Annotated in this window: 16 protein-coding genes; 4 read left to right on the forward strand and 12 right to left on the reverse strand. The window is 73.2% G+C overall.

Annotated features, from left to right (window positions below):
- Nucleotides 1-4: 4 nt before the first annotated feature.
- The 7 genes from BMW62_RS01110 to BMW62_RS01140 form a co-directional block, all read right to left on the reverse strand.
- Nucleotides 5-1,363 carry a hypothetical protein gene (locus BMW62_RS01110; RefSeq protein WP_091928982.1) on the reverse strand — a complete coding sequence of 453 codons (1,359 nt, stop codon included), beginning with the start codon at nt 1,361-1,363 and terminating at the stop codon, nt 5-7.
- Nucleotides 1,364-1,587: 224 nt separating this feature from the next.
- A complete protein-coding gene (locus BMW62_RS01115) occupies nt 1,588-3,921 on the reverse strand; it encodes a hypothetical protein (protein ID WP_139206153.1) in 2,334 nt (777 codons plus the stop codon).
- Nucleotides 3,922-4,122: 201 nt separating this feature from the next.
- Nucleotides 4,123-6,855: a hypothetical protein gene (locus BMW62_RS01120; RefSeq protein ID WP_091928984.1), complete on the reverse strand. Its 2,733-nt coding sequence runs from the start codon at nt 6,853-6,855 to the stop codon at nt 4,123-4,125.
- Complete coding sequence (locus BMW62_RS01125; protein WP_139206154.1) at nt 6,852-7,451, reverse strand: hypothetical protein; 600 nt, start codon at nt 7,449-7,451, stop codon at nt 6,852-6,854. Before BMW62_RS01125 ends, BMW62_RS01120 begins: the two co-directional genes overlap by 4 nt.
- 248 nt (nt 7,452-7,699) lie before the next feature.
- Nucleotides 7,700-8,854, reverse strand: a complete 1,155-nt coding sequence (locus tag BMW62_RS01130) for an acyl-CoA dehydrogenase family protein (RefSeq protein ID WP_091928986.1) — start codon at nt 8,852-8,854, stop codon at nt 7,700-7,702.
- Nucleotides 8,855-8,877: 23 nt separating this feature from the next.
- Complete coding sequence (gene purE, locus BMW62_RS01135) at nt 8,878-9,384, reverse strand: 5-(carboxyamino)imidazole ribonucleotide mutase (RefSeq protein WP_091928987.1); 507 nt, start codon at nt 9,382-9,384, stop codon at nt 8,878-8,880.
- Nucleotides 9,385-9,394: 10 nt separating this feature from the next.
- The gene (locus BMW62_RS01140; RefSeq protein WP_211434923.1) at nt 9,395-10,606 is read right to left on the reverse strand and encodes a 5-(carboxyamino)imidazole ribonucleotide synthase; all 1,212 of its coding nucleotides are present in this window, start codon (nt 10,604-10,606) and stop codon (nt 9,395-9,397) included.
- Between the two features lie 71 nt (nt 10,607-10,677).
- On the opposite strand from BMW62_RS01140, the gene BMW62_RS01145 reads away from it, so the two are divergent.
- Nucleotides 10,678-11,166, forward strand: a complete 489-nt coding sequence (locus BMW62_RS01145) for a GtrA family protein (protein ID WP_244523764.1) — start codon at nt 10,678-10,680, stop codon at nt 11,164-11,166.
- Nucleotides 11,163-11,867: an acylneuraminate cytidylyltransferase family protein gene (locus BMW62_RS01150; protein ID WP_170852160.1), complete on the forward strand. Its 705-nt coding sequence runs from the start codon at nt 11,163-11,165 to the stop codon at nt 11,865-11,867. Before BMW62_RS01145 ends, BMW62_RS01150 begins: the two co-directional genes overlap by 4 nt.
- 7 nt (nt 11,868-11,874) lie before the next feature.
- Here BMW62_RS01150 and neuC read toward each other — a convergent pair whose 3' ends face one another.
- Complete coding sequence (gene neuC, locus BMW62_RS01155; protein ID WP_091928989.1) at nt 11,875-13,014, reverse strand: UDP-N-acetylglucosamine 2-epimerase; 1,140 nt, start codon at nt 13,012-13,014, stop codon at nt 11,875-11,877.
- Entirely contained in the window at nt 13,011-14,060 is a 1,050-nt protein-coding gene (locus tag BMW62_RS01160) for an N-acetylneuraminate synthase family protein (RefSeq protein WP_244523765.1), read from the reverse strand. Before BMW62_RS01160 ends, neuC begins: the two co-directional genes overlap by 4 nt.
- Nucleotides 14,061-14,236: 176 nt before the next feature.
- Here BMW62_RS01160 and BMW62_RS01165 point away from each other — a divergent pair, with 176 nt between their 5' ends.
- Both BMW62_RS01165 and BMW62_RS01170 read left to right on the forward strand, forming a co-directional pair.
- Nucleotides 14,237-14,902 carry a hypothetical protein gene (locus BMW62_RS01165; protein WP_211434924.1) on the forward strand — a complete coding sequence of 222 codons (666 nt, stop codon included), beginning with the start codon at nt 14,237-14,239 and terminating at the stop codon, nt 14,900-14,902.
- Between the two features lie 30 nt (nt 14,903-14,932).
- Complete coding sequence (locus tag BMW62_RS01170) at nt 14,933-15,427, forward strand: hypothetical protein (RefSeq protein ID WP_091928990.1); 495 nt, start codon at nt 14,933-14,935, stop codon at nt 15,425-15,427.
- 7 nt (nt 15,428-15,434) lie between these two features.
- Here the strand turns inward: BMW62_RS01170 and BMW62_RS01175 are convergent, their stop codons facing one another.
- The 3 genes from BMW62_RS01175 to BMW62_RS01185 form a co-directional block, all read right to left on the reverse strand.
- Complete coding sequence (locus BMW62_RS01175) at nt 15,435-18,395, reverse strand: AAA family ATPase (protein WP_091928991.1); 2,961 nt, start codon at nt 18,393-18,395, stop codon at nt 15,435-15,437.
- Nucleotides 18,392-19,540, reverse strand: coding sequence for an exonuclease SbcCD subunit D (locus tag BMW62_RS01180; RefSeq protein WP_091928992.1), 1,149 nt, complete (start codon nt 19,538-19,540; stop codon nt 18,392-18,394). The genes BMW62_RS01175 and BMW62_RS01180 overlap by 4 nt, the downstream gene beginning before the upstream one ends.
- Nucleotides 19,541-19,618: 78 nt before the next feature.
- Nucleotides 19,619-20,194, reverse strand: coding sequence for a PH domain-containing protein (locus tag BMW62_RS01185; RefSeq protein WP_091928993.1), 576 nt, complete (start codon nt 20,192-20,194; stop codon nt 19,619-19,621).
- Nucleotides 20,195-20,202: the final 8 nt, after the last annotated feature.

Below are 20,202 nucleotides of genomic sequence, written 5' to 3' on the forward strand. Positions count from 1 at the left end.
GGGCTCACCCCGCACCCTGGGCGACCGGCTGCCGGTCGTCGGCACGCGGCCCGGGCATGACCGGTGCCGCTGCCTCGTGCCGCGGCCAGGTGCGGCGGGGCGCCGCCTCCTCGACCGCAGCCTCGGACCGCGTCGGCCAGGCCCGGTGGGAGATCGTCTGCACGCGCAGCGCGATCATCGCGAAGACCAGGGGCAGGAACGGCAGGTAGAAGACGATCGAGTCCATGTGCGCGTGGTGGATCATGTGCCCGTAGGCCAGCACGAGCCACGACATGCCGCCCGCCAGGGCGATGCCGGCGGACAGGGCCAGCCGACGCTGCACGGCGGCATCCTCCTGGCGTCCGCGCACGGCCTGCCCGGCGATGAGCGCGAAGACGACCACGAACGCCCAGATGGGGATCCCGTAGGCGGCCAGGCCGAAGCCGGTGCCCTCCGGCGCCGGGATCGCCACCGCGGGGTTGGTCAGGTAGTGCACCAGCTGGAAGGCCCAGAGCCCGAGCATGCTGTCCCCCTGGACCAGCCAGCCCCACAGCGGGTCGTCGACGCCGCGCGCCCAGACCAGCATCTCGGCCGCGTCGCTGGGCGAGACGGTCCGCTCGAACATGCGGGTCCGGATGATCGACGCGTCGCCGTACTTCGCCATCAGCTGGGCGACGTGCACGCCGACCGCGAGGACGAAGCCGACCAGGCCCGTGGCCATGGCGAGCACCAACCGGGAGAGGAGGCGCCGGTCGATCCGGCCCCGGAACTCGTGGAAGCCGACCGCGGCGGCCACACCGAGGAGGACGGTGCTGATGAACTCGTAACCGCACAGGCACTTCAGGAAGACCAGCCCGGCGATGATCGCGCCCCCCCGGAGCCACTTCCGCCGGCCGCTGCCCAGGTGGGGCCAGACCAGCAGGGGAACCAGGGGGGGCAGCAGGAGCGTCCACAGCTGCCAGTACGTGCTCGCCCCGAAGCCGTTGGTCCAGAAGGAGATGGCGAGGAGGGCGAAGAGGACCGATGCCGCCCGGCCGCCCCAGGCGCGCCAGACCGCGATGACGGCTGCGGCGAACACGGCGCCGGTCAGCATCGACGTGGTCAGCCGCAGCGCCTCGTAGAAGTGGTCACCGGGGCTCAGCCAGTTCATCACCATGCCCTGCAGGCCGAACTGGCTGGCGTAGTTCCGCTCCACCCCACCGAGCTGCGGGAAGAGGGCCGATCCCGGGTTGAGCATCAGGTCGACGACGAGCGAATCCGAGTCCTGCTGGAACTGCGCCTTGTAGGTGGGATCCAGGATTCCGAGGAAGTCGAACCGGATCTGGAACCCGAAGAAAAGAGTGGCGGCGAGCCACGAGATCCGCTGGCGGATGGAACCGAGCACCAGCTCTGTCTCCTCTGCAGTGGCACGGGGGCATGGGTGCCGACCCCGCTGGCGTGTGTACCGAGCGTACGTCGGTGGTCGCTGCGGGTCAGGACGAAAAGTCGGAGACCGGCCCCACTCGCCCCATCAGAACTCCATCGTCACACAGGAATCACCCGACGTCGCAACCCCGACCCGCCCGAGGGTCGGACGGGTCCGTCTCAGGCCCGGAGCTGACAGATCAGTCAGGGAACGGGTGTCAGAATCTGCCCAGCACCGGCGGTCCGCGGATCCAGTGGCGGGCCGTCCAGGAACACGTTGATGAAGTCCCCTGCCTCCTCCACCCGGCTGATCACCCTCGTCTCGCCGTTCGGAAATCGCACCTCGGTGGCGTCCTGCAGGGCGGCCAGCTTCAACGGGGTGTTGAAGACGAACAGGGCGGCACCTTCCCGGGCCACGCCGCGCTCCCACGTCGCATCGGTGAGGTCCACCGGCGTCAAGAACAGCGAACTGAACACCTGGAACGTGTCCGCCCCCTGCGGGGGCCGGACAGCGGAGGCCGTGCAGGACTCCAAGGTCGTGAGCTGCTCCAAGTGCGGCGCGACGTCGCTCGTGGACAGCACGACCGGACCCGGTTCCGGCAGCGCCACGGGGAACCGCTGCTCGGCCGCACCCGGGTCCAGGGCCATGAACCCGCGGGCGCCGGAAGCCACGTTGACGTCGTTCTGCACCATCGTGAACGAACGTGAGCCCCGCCCTGGCCCTTGATACTGCAGGGTCACCTCGTAGAGGCCGGCAGAGGGAGCGGCGAGCTCGATTTGCGACTCACGCACCTGACATGGCACCGGCTGCCATACAGCAGGCTCAACCGGGACCCAGTTCAGCGTCAGCGGGGATGACTGCGTCGGGGCGTAGGACTGGAAGAGCTCACGATAAAACCACCAGTTCGCGCTGAGCCCCCACGTCACCCAATTGCTCGCGCTCGGGGCTGTCGTCACGACGAGGGCCGGCCGGTCGGCCATCCGGTCCTGAAACAGATCACGTTGGCTGCCGAGCGCGGCGATCACCGAGTCGACAGGCAAGGCCTTGTTGGGACCGTTGATCACACCGCCGAGCCCCATGTACTCCTCGACAATCCCATCGTGGCCGCGAACCTGCTCCACCTGGTTGGCGTAGTCCTGGTCGAGGTAGCCACCCAGTTCTGCGTCGTAGGCGTATCTCGGATCGCCGGCCACGGCCGAGCCCGTGCTCCAGTTCGCCTGCACGGCCACAACGCAGGCAGAAAGCAGGACCGCGATGGCACTGGCGCTGACCAGCGCTCGGGCACCGACGCGGAGTCTGCGCACGTCCAGAAGTTGCTGAACGGGCCGTAAGCGAGCCGCTCCTACAACCACCAGCCGGACGACGACGGCCGCGCTCACCACAGAGCCCCAGAGCACGAAGGACCAGAAGTAACCACCGGTGTGCCCACCGATGGTGGCCGCCAAGCCGCCGGCCAGGATCGAGCCGCCGGTGAACAGCAGGAGCAGAGGGGCGAGGCTCCGGGACAGCAGGGCATACACCCCGATTCCGGCAAGGACCGCCAGGGGCCACAGCGCGCCCTCGAGTTGCATGGCATGCAACACGTCGCCCACCGAGTAGATCCGGTCGGCGCGGCCCCACGGGGAGAAGTACCAAAACTGGTCCTCACGCACGTCGACGAAGTTGTAACGCGCCAGCGACGCGAAGTGGCCGGCGGTGGCTGCGAAGCCCGCAACCAGATAGCTCACCGAGGCAGCAAGCCACAGCGGAGGGAGGATGCGCTTGAGTGACGCCGGACGCCAGCGGATCGCGTACAAGGTGAGGAGCACCAGCACCAGCACGCCAGACACCAGGCCATAGTCGTTCGACCACAGTGCCGCGATGGCACCCGCTACGGCACCCACCACGGCCGTGCGACGCCAAGACCATGCCGACCGCAGGACGAAGAAGGCGACCGCCGCAACAAGGTAAGGGGCCACCGCGCGAATCGGACGGAGGCTGTTGCCCGGGACTGCGGCGTTCGCAAGGAGCCCGGATGCCGCGCTCCAGAGCTCGGGCCGTGTCATCGCCACAGCCACTAGCACGGCCGGGACGGTAGCCGCCCACGCCATGGCCCACACTGGCCGCCGCGGGAAGACCAAGGCCGCGACGAGTCCCACGACAAGCTGCAGAGACAGCAACGTCACAAAGTATGACGCGAAGACCGACGCCGCTAGCGTCCCGCCGAAGGCCGCGAAGGCAGGGAACAGGACGACGACGGGCCCGATCCCGAGGTAGGGGAAGAAGTCCCGCCCCGGCCACTGCCCCTCGGCGAGCCGGAACAGGCCGCTGGCGGTCTGGAAGGCACCGTCCAGGTGGTAGGTCGGGACCACGTGCATCGCCTGGCGCGCGTGCACGATCGGGACGACCAGGACCAGCAGGACGAGGGAGATCAGGCCGGCGATCTGGGGCCACGACCGCCGCGCAGTTCCGCGCCGTTCCGAACCCACGCCCGACGACGAGGCTCCCGTTCCCTCTGCGCGTTCGGTGGACGAGTCCTCGACGGTCGTGGTCTGCACGCTCACAGCGTTCCGTTTCTCGTTCATGACGGGGCGTACCGCCGGTGAACCGCGGCGGGACCGGCCCGGCGGCGCAGGATGTCGGCAGCGGGTGCCGAGATTGGAGAGGGCGCCGCCGACGGCGCAGGCGGCGCGTCGGCCATGACGCGCCCGGGGGGCGCGTGCGCCCGGTGCCGTGGGTCCGCCCGACAGGCTGCGAGCTTACCGCAACGTGACGATCGCCCGGCCGGCGTTCGTCACCTCGATGGTGCCCCCCTCGAAGTCCATCCGACGCCCACCCGAGACCGCGTACTCGTCCGAGGTCGGGTAGCCCAGCGCACCGCCCTCGTAGCCGTTCGCGGCCCACGTGTCGTAGAAGCGGCCTCGGATGGCGTGCGCCCCACCGGCCGGCGACCAGTAGATGCCACCGCCCTGGAACAGCGACATCGCGCCGCCAGTCAACGCCGTCTCATCGCTGACCGGGAGACCGAGGAAGCCGTACTCGTAGCCGGTGGCGGCCCAGGCACCGAAGATGGGCCCGCGGACGACGCGCGCACCGGTGGCGGCCGACTGGTAGATCGAGCCCCGCTGGAAGTGCTGGACGAGGCCGCCGCCCCCGGCCGAGGTGCGGAACGCGTCGACCGTGGGCAGCCCCAGATCACCTGCCGCGCCGCCCCAGCGGGCCCAGGCCTGGTCGAGCACCGCGGGCACGCTGTGCGCACCGGTCCCCTCCGACCAGTAGATCGAGCCGCGCTGGAACGTGGTGACCGTCCCGGTCCCGCCCGACGCCGCCGTGGCATCCGCGGTCGGGTATCCGAGCGGCCCGTTCTCGTAGCCCTGCGCGGCCCAGGCCGTGTAGGTGGGGCCCGACACGTTGTGCAGGCCCGTACCCGCCGACCAGTAGAGGTTGCCCCGCTGGAGGTGGGCCGCCCGGCCGCCCGTCGCAGTGGTGAACTCGTCCGTCGTCGGGAAGCCGAGCGGGCCACCCGGCCCACCTCGGGCAGCCAGGCCTGCGGCCAGGTCCGTCCCCAGCCAGCGGGCGCCGGTCGACCGGGAGACGTAGATGCTGCCGCCCTGGAAGTCGCTCTGCTCGCCGCCGGCCACGGCCTGGACGTCTGTGATCGGGTAGCCGAGGCGGCCGGTCTCGTAGCCCTGCCGCGCCCAGAGGTCGTACACCGCACCGCGGATGATCTGCGGTCCCGTGGTCGAGGAGGTGTACACGGCACCACCGGCGAAGACCTGGAAGGACCCCGTCCGCGTGCGCCCCACGTCCGAGGCGGGGAAGCCCAGGACGCCGGTCGTACCACCTGCGGCCAGCCACTTCTCCCGGAACGGGTCGGTGACGATCCGCGCACCGTGCGCGGCGGACTCGTAGATCGATCCGCCGGCGAACTCCTGGTAGGCGCCCCCGGTGATGGACGTCCGGGCACCGATGGGCATCCCCAGGGCACCGGTCTCGTAGCCGGAGCGGGCCCACGCCGTGTAGATGGGACCACGCAGCGCATGTCCTCCACCGGACGGCGACCAGTAGATCGCCCCACCCTGGAAGACGCTGAACTCACCGGATGACAGGCTCCGGACGTCACTGACCGGGAAGCCCATCGGGCCGCCCTCGTAGCCCTGGCGGGCCCAGGCCTCGTAGACGTGGCCGCGGACCGACCAGGCGCCCGTCGCTGCCGACCAGTAGATGGCACCGCCCTGGAAGCTGCTCACATACCCGCCGGGGACCTTCGTCTCGTCGCCGGTCGGATAGCCCAGCCAGCCCGTCTCGTACCCCTGTTTGGCCCACTTCTCGTAGATGCCACCGCGGATGAAGTGCGCGCCGGTCGCCGGCGACCAGTAGATCGCCCCACCCTGGAAGAGGGAGAAGTAGCCACCGGGCAACGCGACCTCGTCGCTGGTCGGGAACCCGAGCAGGCTGTACTCGTACCCGAGCTCGGCCCACTTGGCGTAGATCCCGCCGCGGACGGCGTGGGCACCGCTGGCCTGGGACCAGTAGATGGCACCCCCCTGGTAGGGCTGCAGGCACCCGCCGTCCCTGGCCGTGCAGGTGACGTCCCCGGTCGGGGCGCCCAGGTAGCTGCTCGCACCACCCATGGCCAGGTACTTCTCGGCGACCGACGCCCCACCGCTGTGCTGGGTCGAGCCGAACCAGTCGGTGAAGTAGCTGTAGAAGTTCCGGTTGCCGTAGGACGAGCAGGTGTCGCCCGTCCCGTACCCGGCGTTCAGAGACGCCTGGTTCGGCACGTAGGGGGTGTAGTTGTAGAGGCCGGCGGTCGCCTGGTTCTCGATGTAGATGGTCCGGCCACCGCAGCTGGGCTTGTTCGGGTAGTAGGCGATGTAGTTGTTCATGTGCGCTACGTAGCCGTACCTGGTCGGGTTCGCCTGATAGTTCTTGAACTGCCGGGCCGCCATGTAGACCTGGTTGTAGAAGCCGTTGTAGGTGGCGTCGCACGTTCCGCCGGTGTTGTCCGGGCAGCCGTAACCCATGGCGCGGCTGTAGGACTTGGTGGTGGGGCTGCTCGCCGTCACCAGGCCCATCTCCTTCTGCAGCGTCACCAGCAGCACCTGCGGGTTGACGCCGCAGGCGGAGGCGACCTTGGAGATGATCGAGGCAGCGCTCTCCCAGCCGGCGCCGGTGTAGGTGCGCGGGCACCTGCTGTCCGCCGACCGGGTGTACGTCGCCATCCCGTACCGGCTCAGGCAGAGGTCACCCGCCGTGCAGTTGCGCCCCTTCAGATCGAGGAACGCCTGGATCTCGGCGACGTCCATCGATGACGTGTCGTAGAAGACCCCGTCGGAGATGATGTTGGCCGGGTTGAAGCGGCCGAGGTCCGCGGCGTTCGTGAAGCCCTCGGGAGGGGTCTCCCGCTCGGCGCCGACGAGCAGCATCGTCAGCATCGCAGCGAGGCCCACCGCCAGCAGGACGGCACGCATCGGACGGGTGCGGGTCACGGGACCACCACCGAGAACCACTGCGACTCGCCGTTGGCCGCGGGCGATTCATAGCTGACCATCGCGGTCCACTCCCCCGCGTCCAACTCCCCGCCGGGGATCGACATCCGCCCGCAGGTCGTGGTGCTCGCATCTGCGGAGCCCTTGGACGAGGCGGTGTGCTCGGCGAGCCCCTGCGCCACCGTCAGGGTGCAGGTGCCACCGGACTCGATCACGCCGGCCACCACCGCGCCGACGACGATCGCCGAGGAGTCGGCGTCCCAGCCGGAGTAGGTCTGCCGTACGAGGACCTCGACGGGATCCCCGACGGGACGCGGGGCGCTGGTCGAGGCCGGGGCCTGCGACGTCTCCCCGTCGGCGTCGGCGTCGGCGGAGCCGCCCGCGTCGGCCGGCCCGCCGGTGTCCGCCGGTTCCTGCTCGCCCCCCGAGGCGTCCTCCGGGGTGGCCGGGGCACCGGCCGCGGGGGTGCCGGCGGGCTGAGCGTCCGAGGCGTCGGAGCCGCCCACCGAACGGGCGGCGAACGCCACGCCGACGACCACGGCGGCGGCCAGGGCCACCAACGCGGCCCAGCGCACGATCTTCACGGACGAGGACATCCACACTCCCAGGACGAGCGACGATCCGGCCGGCGCTCGATCGCCGGCCCTCGCCAGCGGCCCGGAGGGTCGGATCCGCAACCTGGCCGCGCTGGCACGTTACGTCACCGGGCGAACACTCTGCGGGAGGACACGGCTTCGACGGAGCGTCATCGGGCACAGGCACGCAGCCCGTCCGCTGGGCTCCCCGGCCGGCGCGCTCACGCGCCGGTGGACACGCCGCGCGCCGGCGTCCGGCAGGAGGTGGGTCAGCGCAGCAGGCTGCGGGCGATCACCATGCGCTGCACCTGGTTGGTGCCCTCGTAGATCTGGGTGATCTTCGCGTCGCGCATCATGCGCTCGACCGGGAAGTCCTGGGTGTAGCCGGCCCCGCCGAACAACTGGACGGCATCGGTGGTCACCTGCATCGCGACATCGGAGGCGAACGCCTTGGCCGATGCCGAGACCCGGGTCACGTCGGACCGGCCCTGCTCACCCGCGGCCGCGGCGACGTAGACCAGGTGGCGGGCCGCCTGGATCTTCATCTCCATGTCGGCCAGCACGAACTGCACGCCCTGGAACTCGCTGACGGCCTTGCCGAACTGCTTGCGCTCCTTGACGTAGGCCACGGAGGCGTCCAGCGCCCCCTGCGCGACGCCGACCGCTTGGGCGCCGATGGTGGGCCGGGTGAAGTCCAGGGTGCGCAGCGCGGTCTTGAAGCCGGTGCCCGGCGCGCCGATGATCCGATCGGCCGGGATGGTGCAGTCGGTGAAGTAGAGCTCGCGGGTGGGCGAGCCCTTGATCCCCATCTTCCGCTCCTTGGGCCCCACGGCGAAGCCCGGGTCGTCGCGGTGCACCGCGAAGGCGGAGATGCCGTTGGCACCCTTCCCCGGGTCGGTGACGGCCATGACCGTGTACCACTCGGAGACACCGGAGTTCGTGATCCAGGCCTTGGTGCCGTTCAGCACCCAACTGTCGCCCTCGAGGCGGGCGCGGGTCTTCATGGCGGCGGCGTCGGAGCCCGCCTCGCGCTCCGAGAGTCCGTAGCTGATCATCGCCTCGCCGGCGGCGATGGGCGCGAGCACCTTCTGCTTTAGGTCCTCGGACGCGGAGAGGATCACCGGCATCGAGCCGAGCTTGTTGACCGCCGGGATCAGCGAGGCGCTCATGTCGACGCGGGCCACCTCCTCGATCACGATGCAGGTCGCGAGCGCGTCGGCACCCTCACCGCCGTAGGCCTCGGGGATGTGGGTGGCGTGGAAGCCCGCCGCGGTCAGCGCCTTCTGCGCCTCGATCGGGTAGCGCGATTCGGCGTCCACCTCCGCGGCGTACGGAGCGATCTCCCGCTCGGCGATGTCGCGCACCGCCGCCCGGATCGCCTCGTGCTCCTCGGTCAACGCGTACAGCCCGCTGTTCGTACCCACGGGTTCGATCGTAGGACGTCCGACTACCCGCCGGTAGCGAGACGCTCCTGGAGGGTGAGGTCCCGGGCGACGACGCTGTCGGCGAGCTCGGCCTGGAACCGCTCGACCCGGCTCCGCAGCTCCGCGTCGCCGGCGGCGAGGATGCGCACCGCGAGCAGCCCGGCGTTGCGGCCGCCGCCGATGCCCACGGTGGCCACAGGCACGCCGGCGGGCATCTGCACGATCGAGAGCAGGCTGTCCAGCCCGTCGAGCCGGTCCAGCGGGCGCGGCACGCCGATCACCGGCAGCGGCGTGGCCGCAGCGACCATGCCCGGGAGGTGGGCGGCCCCGCCGGCGCCGGCGACGATCACCCGCAGCCCGCGGCCGGCGGCGGCCTCGGCGTAGTCGAGCATCCGGCGGGGTGTGCGGTGCGCGGAGAGGACGTGGGCCTCCCAGGCGACGCCGAACTCCGCCAGCGCCTCGGCGGCGGGCTGCATCGTGGGCCAGTCGGAGTCGCTGCCCATGACGATGCCGACGACCGGGTCGCTCATGCCCTGCTCCTCAGTGCTCGGGGTCGTGCGCGAAGGCGAAAGCGGGGTCCACAACCCCGTCGGCCAGGTAGCGGGCGGCGGCGACCGCCCGCGCCCGCACCTCGGCGAGGTCGGTGCCGAGGGCGGTCACGTGGCCGAGCTTGCGCCCCGGGCGCTGGGTCTTGCCGTACCAGTGCAGCTTCACGTCGGGCCAGTGCGCCATGAAGTGGTGGATCCGCTCGTCCAGCGCAGGTCCGGACCAGTCTTCCTCCGCGGCCGCACCGCCGAGCACGTTGGCCATCACCACGACCGGGGCGACCATCTCCGTGGAGCCCAGCGGGTAGTCGAGGACGGCGCGCAGGTGCTGCTCGAACTGACTGGTGCGCGCGCCCTCGATGCTCCAGTGCCCGGAGTTGTGCGGCCGCATCGCCAGCTCGTTGACCAGCACCCCGTCGGCGGTCTGGAAGAGCTCGACGGCGAGCATGCCCACGACGCCGAGCCGGTCGGCGATCCGCACCGCCAGCTCCTGGGCCGCGGTGGCCAGCTCGTCGGAGAGCCCGGGGGCGGGCGCGTACACCTCGGCGCAGACGCCGTCGCGCTGCACCGTCTCGACCACCGACCACACCGCGACCTGGCCGAACGGCGACCGCGCGACCTGCGCCGACAGCTCGCGCACCATGGCCACCCGCTGCTCGGCCAGCAGGGTGCCGTGCCGCTCCAGCATCTCGGCGGCGGCTCCCGCGTCTCCGACGACGAACACGCCCTTGCCGTCGTACCCGCCGCGCGGGGTCTTGAGCACCACGGGCCAGCCGTGCGCCTCGGCGAAGGCGGCGACGTCGGCGGCGGAGCGGACCTCCGCCCAGGCCGGCTGCGGCTCCCCCGCCCCCGCGAGCGCGCGGCGCAGCACCAGCTTGTCCTGCGCGTGGACGAGCGCCTCCGGGCCGGGGGCGACGCGGGTGCCCTCCTCGACCAGCGTGCGCAGGTGCTCGGTGGGCACGTGCTCGTGGTCGAAGGTGACCACCGTGGCGCCGTCGGCCAGCACCCGCAGGTCACCCAGGTCGCGGTGGTCGCCGTACCGGACATCCGCCGCCACGAGGGCCGCGGACTCCTCGGGGTTGGCGGCCAGCACCCGCAGCGACTGCCCGAGCGCGACGGCGGCCTGGTGCGTCATGCGGGCGAGCTGGCCGCCGCCGACCATGGCGACGACGGGCAGGCCGGTGTGCGGGTGCAGGGCGGCAGACATGGTGCCCCGAAGGCTAGCCGGGAGCTCTGCACGCCCCGATCGCCGTGCCGGATCCTCCGTAGGATGCGGGCGTGGCCCCCCTCGCGCAGCTGCGCCGGCTCGTGCGCGACGGCCCTGGCCGGCTGGTGCGCGAGCTCGGCGCCTTCGGCGTCGTCGGCGCGGTGTGCTTCCTGGTCGACGTCGGCCTGTTCCAGCTGCTCTACGCCCAGGTGGGGCTCGGGGCGGTGACGTCGAAGCTGCTGGCGAGTCTCGTCTCGATGTCGCTCGCTTTCGTCGGGCACCGGTTCTGGTCCTTCTCCGACCGCGCCCGCACCGGCCTGCGGCGGGAGTACGCCCTGTTCCTCCTGGTGAACGCCGCGGCGCTGCTGCTGGGCCTGGCCGTCATCGGCTTCGTCCGCTACCCGCTCGGGCAGGAGGGCGCCCTGGTGCTGCAGGGCGCCAACCTGTTCTCCATCGCGCTCGGCACGGTGGTTCGCTTCCTCGCGTACCGGCGGTGGGTCTTCGTGGCCGAGTCCTCGCCGACCCCCGCTCGGCCGCCGGTCGCCGAGGAGGTCCGGTGACCGGGTCGGCGCCCGACCGCCGGACCGTCGCGGTCGTCCCGGCCCGGGCCGGTTCCCGGGGTCTGCCGGGGAAGAACCTCATGACCGTCGGGGGCTCGTCCCTGGTGGCACGCGCCGTCCGCAGCGCGCGGGAGGCCGGCATCGAGCAGGTCGTCGTCAGCACCGACGGGCCGGACATCGCCGCCGAGGCCGAGCGGCTGGGGGCGACGGTCGTCCGGCGGCCGGTGGAGCTGTCGACCGGCAGCAGCCGGACGGTGTCCGCGTTGCTGCACGTGGCGCGGGCACTCGATCTGCCCGACGACGCGACGGTCGTCCTCCTGCAGCCGACGTCCCCGCTGCGGACGTCCGGCGACGTCCGCGCCGTCCTCGAGCGGCACGCGCTGGGCGACGTGCGCACGACCCTCACCGTGACCCCCGCCGAGCACCACCCCTACAAGCAGCTGCTGGTCGCACCGGACGGCTCCGCCCGCCCGGTCCGGACCTGGCCGGACCTGGAGGCCCCCCGGCAGGAGCTGCCCGAGGCGCTGCGGATCAACGGCGCCGTCTACGCCACCGCCCTGGGCGCCATGCGCGCCGCGGACGCCGTCATCGTCCCCGACGTGGCAGCGATCCCGATGCCCGCCGAGCGGAGCATCGACGTCGACACCCGGGACGATCTCGAGCGGGTCCGGCGGGCGGCGCGCGACCTCGGCGAGGCCTGAGCGCGGTTCAGCGGTCGACGAACCGCTTCTGCAGCGGCAGCCCCCACACCGCGTCGTCGCGCAGCAGCGACACGATGCGCCCCGCGGCCCCCACCGAGCCGAAGTGCTCTTCCGCCGGGGTCCGGCCCTGCGACCTGGCCCGGCGGACGGCGGCCGCGATCTCCCCGGCCCGCGCCTCGACGTGCTGGACCGAGGTCGCCGGGGACCTCCCGTTCTGCCGCGATCCGACGTCCACGGCGGGGGTCCCGAGCACCGGGGCCTCGCGCACCCCGCTGCTGGAGTTGCCGATGATCACCTCGGCGTGCCGGAGCAGGGTCAGGTACGCGGCGAAGCGCATCGACGGCAACCGCACGATGCCCGGTCGCCCGTCCAGGCGCTCCAGCGCAGCCCGGATGTCCGGCGTGCCCTCGTCGTTGTTGGGATCGATGACCACCCAGGAGCCCCCCAGCTCCAGCACGGCGTCGACGAGTTCCTCGGCCTGCCGGCGGTTGGTGCCGGCCTCCGTCGTGACGGGGTGCATGGCGATGATCCCGTACGGCGGGTCGGGCGTCGCGTACCGCGCGCGCACCGGTCCCAGCGGGCTGGCCGCGGCGACGGCGAGCGCGTCGGCTTCCGGACTGCCCACGACGAAGATGCGGTCCTCGTCCTCCCCCAGCTGCAGCACCCGGGCGCAGGCTTGCTCGTTGGCGACGAAGTGGACGTGCGCCTGCTTGGTCAGCGAGTGCCGGATGGAGTCGTCGATCGTCCCGGACACCTCTCCGCCTTCCACGTGGGCGACCCGCGTGTTGGTGAGGCTGCCGGCCAGCCCGCCGGCCAGCGCCTCCACGCGGTCGCCGTGCACGAGCACCATGTCGGCGGACTCGGCGAGCAGCAGCCGGGCGATGGAGTTGAGGCTGTTGGCGAGGACCAGGGCCATCGGCTCGTCCTCCACCTGGTTGGGGACGTGGTGGACGTGCCGCAGCCCGGCGCGCTCGATCTCCCGCACGGTGTAGCCGTAGCGGTGCAGCAGGTGCATGCCGGTGACGACGAGGGAGAACTCGACGTCGGGCGCCTCCTGCAGGCCGAGGAAGACGTCGCGCATCTTGCCGAAATCGGCGCGCGTGCCGGTGATCCCGATGATCCGGCGGGCAGGGGCCGGCTCGGTCATCCGTCGGACACGTCTCCCCAGGACAGCTGCACGTCGGAGGGCATGTCGCGGGTGGCGACGCGCCCGAGGACGCGGTCGTAGTCGACCGCCTTCAGCTCACCGGTGCCGGGCCGCTTGACCCACACGTTGTCGACGTCGAACCGCTCGCCCGCCGCGACCGGCGCGATGGTCACGACGCAGGCGTAGGCGAAGTCGATCGTCGGCTGCTCCTCGGGGAGGATCTCCTTGCGCCCGCCGCGGGCCAGGGCGAGGGTGTCGGCACCTTCGATGAGCCGGCTGAAGTCGGCCGGGAGGCTGGAGATCGGGATGTCCGGCCCCGGCCAGGCCATGTCGGACGTGAAGTGCCGCTCGAGCACGTCGGCGCCGACCGCGACCGCGCCCAGGCAGGCGTAGATCGACGTGGTGTGGTCGGAGAGGCCGAGCGCCGCGTCGGGGAAGGCCTCCTGCAGTTCCGCGATCCCACCGAGGCGCACCTGGGCGGGCGGCGTCGGGTAGAGGCTCGTGCAGTGCATCAGCGCGAAGGGCACGCCGGAGGCGCGGAGCAGCTCCACCGACGGGCGGATGGTGGAGACGTCGTTCATCCCCGTGCTCAGGAGCACCGGCTTGCCGAACGACGCGATGTGCCGCACCAGCGGGTAGTTGTTGCACTCCCCCGAGCCGATCTTGAACGCCGGAACGTCCATCTCCGCCAGCCGGTCGGCGGCGGCGCGGCTGAACGGGGTGGAGAGCGCGAGCATGCCGCGGTCGTGCGCGTGCGCGAAGACGTCCTTCTCCTCCGCGGCGGAGAGCGCGCAGCGCTGCATCATCGTGTAGATCGACTCGTCGGCGTTCCCGGGGACGACGTCGTTGGGGATCATCTCGTCCTCGACGACGTGCGACTGGAACTTCACGCACTCGACCCCCGCGTCGGCTGCGTCGTCGATCATCCGGTGCATCCGGTGCAGGTCACCGTCGTGGTTGATCCCGAGCTCGGCGATGACCAGGGGACGGTGCCCGGGCCCGATCTCACGGGCTCCGATGGTCATCTTCGGGGCAGGCGCCGACATGCGACCCACGGTAGTGGACCGTCCGCGACCGGTCGCCCGGGAGCGGCGACGCCGGCGCGTGCGGCACACGGGCGCCCTCCCGTCGCACGAGCACCATGGCCTCCGGGTGGGCGCCTCGCGCTCCCCGGGGTCACCGGAACGGCGTTCTACGATCGGCCGGAACCGGCAGGAGGACCATGGGCGAGACAGCGGACGAGCGACGCCGCAACGACGTGCGGGAGCTGGTGCGCACGTATGCCCGCGAACGGCGCGTCCGCTCGATCGCCGTGCTCGGCAACAAGCCGCTGGCGCCGTCGGCCGAGCGCGCCGACGCCGTGGACTCCTGCGATCTGGTGATCCGGGTCAACAGCTTCCGGCTGGACGAGCCCGGCGAGCCGCCGACCTACGGCCGCCGGGTGGACACCGTCTTCTTCCACCGCGGGCTGGTGGCCACGCGCTGGTTCTTCGAGGACTACCAGGACCGGCTCTACCTGCTGGTGGAACCGGGCCGGCTGCACTGGGAACGCGAGGCGCTCCCCGACTGGTGGCCGACCGATCTGGGGCAGGTCCACCTGTCCAACCAGGATCTGACCCTGCGACTGTCCGCCGAGCTCGGTCTCGACAGCCGTCGCGACGGCGTCTGGTCGACGACCGGGACCATGGCCGCCTGGTGGGCCCGCGATGCCTTCCCGGACGCCCGCCTCGAGCTGGCGGGCTACTCCTTCGTCGACGACCCCGTGCAGACCAGCTGGTCACACGCGGCAGGCAGCACGACCACCATCACCCCCGAGCACCGGCTCAGCGAGGAGGCCACCCTGCTCCGCAGGTGGCTGGACGAGGGGCGGGCCCGTGTCTGGGCTTGACCGGACCACGATCTGCCGAGGAGAACAGCGATGAGGCTGCCGCTGCCGCAGCGCATCAAGGCGCGGCTCGCCCGGGCCGTCCAGGCCCGCGTCGACGACGCCGTGCGACCGGTCGTCGCGCGGGAGGACGACCTCGCCCGCCGGCTGGACGAGCTGACCGCGCGGATCGACCGGCTCGCCGCGGCGATCGACCTGAAGAACGTCTCCGAACGCGTCGACCGGCTCGACCAGGTGGCCCACGCCGGGGAGGAACGCCTGCGTCGGCTCGACGAGCAGAGCACCTGGAACGCCCATCAGATCTCACGGCTGGCCCCGCAGGCCGCGGCCCTGGAGCAGCGGCTGGAGCGCCAGGCGCGGCCGGTCGTCGTGCAGACCGACGGGCAGGACCTGCCGGAGGCGCGGTCGCTGGTCGAGGTCGTGCGCGAGGAGCACGCCCGGGTGCGTGCGCGCCTGTCCACGCTCTCCGCCTACGAAGAGCGCATCCGCCGCCTGGAGGACAGCACCTTCGCGCCACCGGCCGGCTGACAGCCGGTCAGCCGGCCAGCCTGGAGCCGTTCCGCCCGGCGACGACCTCGAGCCTCGTGGGGATGCGGGTGCGCAGCTCCTCCAGGTGGCTGATGACCCCGACCGTGCGGCCGCCGCGGCGCAGCTCGTCCAGCACCGTCATCACCGCGTCCAGCGCCTGCGCGTCCAGCGTGCCGAACCCCTCGTCCACGAACAGGGTGTCGATGCGGACGCCGCCGGTCTCCGCGGTGACCACGTCGGCGAGCCCCAGCGCCAGCGCGAGCGAGGCCATGAAGCTCTCCCCGCCCGAGAGGGTCTTGGTGGGCCGGCGGACCCCGGTGTACTCGTCGAACACGTCCAGCCCCAGGCCACCACGAGCGCCGTGCCGGCCCTGCGCGTCGCTGTGCAGGAACGTGTAGCGGCCGCCCGACATGTCCAGCAGCCGCCGGCTGGCCACCTCGGCGACCTGCTCCAGGCGCGCGGCCAGCACGAACGACTGCAGCCGCATCCGGCGTGCGTTCGCCCCCCGGCCGTGGGTCAGGTCGGCCAGCGCGGTGACCTGGTCGCTCCAGGCGCGCAGCTCGGCGAGCGTGAGCTCGGCCGCGCTCACCCGCCTCACCAGGTCCTCCAGGGATCTGGTGCAGCGGCGCGCCTGCTCCAGCTCGGCCACCGCCTCCTCCCGCCGGCGGGTGCCGCCGGCGCAGCGGTGCTCGAGCGCGGCCAGGTCGGGGCGCGCGGGGAGGTCGGCGAGCTCCGGGTCGGCCAGCTGGGCGCGCAGGACGACCACGCGCTGGTCGTGCCCGTCGAGCTGCCGGTCCAGCTGGGCCAGGCGGCCGGGGCCGGCCAGCGCCGACTCCGCTGCGCGGACGTCGTCGAACCCGGCGGCCCCGGCCCGTTCCTCCGCCGACCGGCGGGCCGCGTCCGCCTCGGCGCGGGCGCGCAGATCCTCGACCTCGGCGACGACGACCGCTTCGCACGCCTCCGCGGCGGCCGACAGCCGGGTGATCCGGGCGGCCAGGTCGGCGTCGTCGCCCCGGGCCGCGGCCAGCCGGGCGGTCAGCTCCGCGAGGCCGGTGGTCAGCGCATCGTGCTCGGCGGTCCGGGCACGCAGCTCCTCGCGGTCTGCGCCGAGGCGGGCGGCCGCCTCCTCCCGCTCGCCGACCAGCTCGCGCACGCGGGCTTCGGCCGGGGCGAGCCCTGCGGCCAGGTCGGTCGCGGTGCGCACGGCCGCGGTCAGCTCGGCGACGCGGGCCGCCTGCTGCTGCGGCGGCAGCTCGCCGGCGCGCGCCCGCAGGCCGGCGAGCTCGCGCTCCGCGGCCTCCAGCCGGCCGGTCGCCGCGGTGAGCGCCGCCTCCGCCGCATCGGCGAGCGCGCGTGCGGCGTCCTCGTCGGCGGCCGTGACCCGCTCGCCACCCGGTGCGGCGGGGCGCGGGTGCTCGACGGCGCCGCAGACCGGGCAGTCGGCACCGTCGGTGAGCCCGGCGGCGAGCTCGGCGGCCATGCCGTCCAGCCGCCGGGCGCGCAGGTCCAGCCACCGCTCCCGGGCGTCGGCCCGGGCATCCCGCGCCCGGGCGGTGTCCTCGCGGAGCACGCCCAGCATCGCGTCCAGCTCGGCCGCCGCCCGGCCGGCGACGAGGGCCGCCTCCGCGGACTCCAGCGACGCGCGCAGACCCGGCAGCTCTGCGGCAGCCGCCCGCGCGCGGGCCGCCTCCTGCTCCTGCGCGGCGAGCAGCTCCGGGAGGGCGGCGGCGGCCTGCTCCCCCGCTCGGCACCGCCCGGTCAGCTCGCGGACCTGCCGGGCGAGCGCGGCGACGGACCGCTCCAGCGCCCGCGCGCGGTCCACCTCGGGCAGCAGCGCCCGCGCCTCGGCGGCCCGGTCGCGCAGCTCGCGCGCCACCACGCCGTCGGCCGGGTGGCCCTCGGCGACCGGCTGCCACGCCGCAACGGCACCGGCGAGGCCTGCCGCGGCGCCCTCGGCCGCCCGCCCGGCCGCGTGTGCGGCGTCCAGCACGTCGCGCAGCGGTTCGGCCCGGCGACCGGTGTCGCGCTCGGCCCGCAGGGGTTCGAGCGCCCGCGCGCGCTGCTCGAGGTCGACGAGCTCCGCCAGCGCCTGGTCCCGCCGGGTGTGCCGTGCGGCCAGCGCGCGGGCCTCGGCCAGCTCGGCGTCGGCGGTGGCCACCTCCGCGGCAGCCGCCTCGGCCCGCGCGGTGGCCGAGGCGAGCCGCGCTCCCGCGGCCGCCCGGACCTCTGCCACCCAGCGCAGCACGCCACCGCCGGCCCCCGCGCCCACGAGCTCGGGGGCCAGCTCCTCGGGCACCTCGACGTCGGCGGCGTGGGCGACGCGGTCGAGCAGGTTGGCCAACTGGTGGCGGGCGTCCTCCGTGCCCGCGCGGACCGCCGTCCGCTCGTCGGCCAGCCACTCTTCCGCGCGGGCGTACCGGTCGACGTCGAAGAGCGTGCGGAGCAGCTCGGTGCGGTGCTCCGGCTCGGCCCGCAGGAACCGCGCGAAGTCACCCTGCGGGAGCAGGACGACCTGGCAGAACTGGTGCACGTCGAGCCCCAGCCGCGTGCGCAGGTGCTCGGAGCCCTCGTCGATGCGCGTGCTGACCGGCTCCCACCCGCCGTCGGTGAGCCGGGAGACCACCAGCTTGGCCTGCTCGGTCGCCCAGCCCTCACCGCGCTTCTTCGGCCGCTGCTGCTCCGGCCGGCGGACCACGCGCAGCCGCTCGTCGCCGAGGGTGAGCTCGCAGCTGACCTCGGTGCGGGTGGCGGCGTCGGCGTGGTCGCTGCGCAGCCGCTTCTCCTCGCCGCGGGCGCCGGGGACGCGGCCGTAGAGGGCGAAGACCACCCCGTCCAGCAGCGTGGTCTTGCCCGCGCCCGTCGGCCCCCAGAGCAGGAAGAGCCCGTCCCGGCCGACCTCGTCGAGGTCGACCTCGACGGTGCCGGCGAAGGGGCCGAACGCCGTCAGGGACAGCCGGTGCAGCCTCATCGTGCTGCCTCCTCGCGGTCGGCGGCGCCGAGCGCCCGGGCCAGCAGCTCCCGCTCGGCCGCGCTGGCGGGGACGCCGCGCACGGCGCTGACGAACTCCCCGGCGATCTCGAGGGCGCTGCGCCCCCGCATCCGCTCCTGGTAGCTGCCGCTGCCGGCCGACGCCCCCGCACCCGTCCAGTCCAGGTGCACGCAGTGCGGGAACCGGGCCTGCAACCGGCGCATGGGGTCGGCCGGCCGCGCCGGGTCGGTGAGCCGGGCGGAGACGAAGTGCTGCTCCGCCGCCTCGTGAGCCGGGTCGGCGAGCAGCTCCTCCAGCGTGCCGGTCAGCACGCTCAGCGGCCGCGGGGTGGGCAGCGGGACCGCGCGCACGCCGGCGAGCCCGGCGGCGTCGAGCTCGACCAGCCAGGCCTGCTTCTGCTGACCGGCCTCGCCGAAGGAGTAGGCCAGCGGCGAGCCGCTGTAGCGCATCCGCGGGCTCAAGGTCTGGGGGCGGTGCAGGTGCCCGAGCGCCACGTAGTCGACGCCGTCGAACACCGCGCCCGGCACCAGGTCGACGCCGCCGACGCAGATGTCCCGCTCGCTCTCGCTGGCCACCCCGCCGCCGACGAAGGCGTGCGCGAGCACCACCGAGCGCGCCCCGGGTCGGAGGAAGAGATCGGCCCGCACCCGGTCCATCGCCTCCCGCAGCACCGCTTCGTGCCCGCGGGCGCCGGGGACGCCGAGCTCGTGCCGGGCCACCTCGGGCTCCAGGTACGGGATGCCGTAGAGGGCCACCTCGCCGTGCTCGTCGGCCAGCAGGACCGGCTCGTCCAGCCGCGCGGTGGCCGCGCGCACGTGCAGCCCGGCCGCGCTCAGCAGCCCGGAGAAGGTGCCGAGCCGCCGGGCCGAGTCGTGGTTGCCGGGTGTGAGCACGACGCGCGCGCCGGTGCCCAGCAGCCGGCCGACCACCCTGTCCAGCACCGCCGTGGCATCGGCGGAGGGCACTGCCCGGTCGTAGACGTCACCGGCGACGACGACGACGTCGACCCGCTCGCGGCTGACCACGGCCGCCAGGCCGCTCAGCACCTCCTCCTGCTCGGCGAGCAGGTCGGTGCCGTGCAGGGTGCGGCCGATGTGCCAGTCGGAGGTGTGGAGGAGCCGCATGACCGCAGAAGCTAGGGAGGGGGTCCGACAGAACCGCCGAGGCGCGCCGTGACGGCCCCGTCACATCCGGTCGCCCGGTCAGAGCACCTCGGTGGAGCGCCAGCCGTCCCGCGGGGGCCAGTCCTCGTCGCCGCGGATGTACCCGGCGCTCTCGCGGGCCCGCCGTTCGGCGTCCTCCTCGACCATGACGTTGAGCAGCTGCTGCACCCGGTCGCTGTCGGGGATCTGGTGCAGCACCGTCGGCCCGCCGTCGCCGGCGGTCTCGATGGTGAGCGTGCCGGAGTTGACGACCCGCTCCCACAGCGTCTGGGTGTACGAGACATCGGTGATCCGGGACAGCCCGAGGTCGCGGCCGCGGCGGGCCAGGATCCCGGCGCGGAACAGCAGCCGGTGCGTGGTCACCACGTAGTGCGTCGTCCGCCAGCGCAGCAGGGGCACGACGACGAGGAACAGCAGCAGCAGGACGGCGAGGCCCAGGATCACCAGCCGGTAGATCCCCTGCTGACGCCCCGGGGGCACCAGGGCGGCGCCGAACGACGCGCCCCCGACGACGAGGAGGAACAGGAGCACCGGCCGGACGAGGGTCAGCCAGTGCGGGTGCAGGTGGCCCACGACCTCTTCGTCGTCGGCGAGCAGCTTGTCGGGGTACGGCACCCCACCAG

This window comes from Blastococcus sp. DSM 46786 (assembly GCF_900109665.1).
Taxonomy (GTDB): Bacteria; Actinomycetota; Actinomycetes; order Mycobacteriales; family Geodermatophilaceae; genus Blastococcus; species Blastococcus carthaginiensis.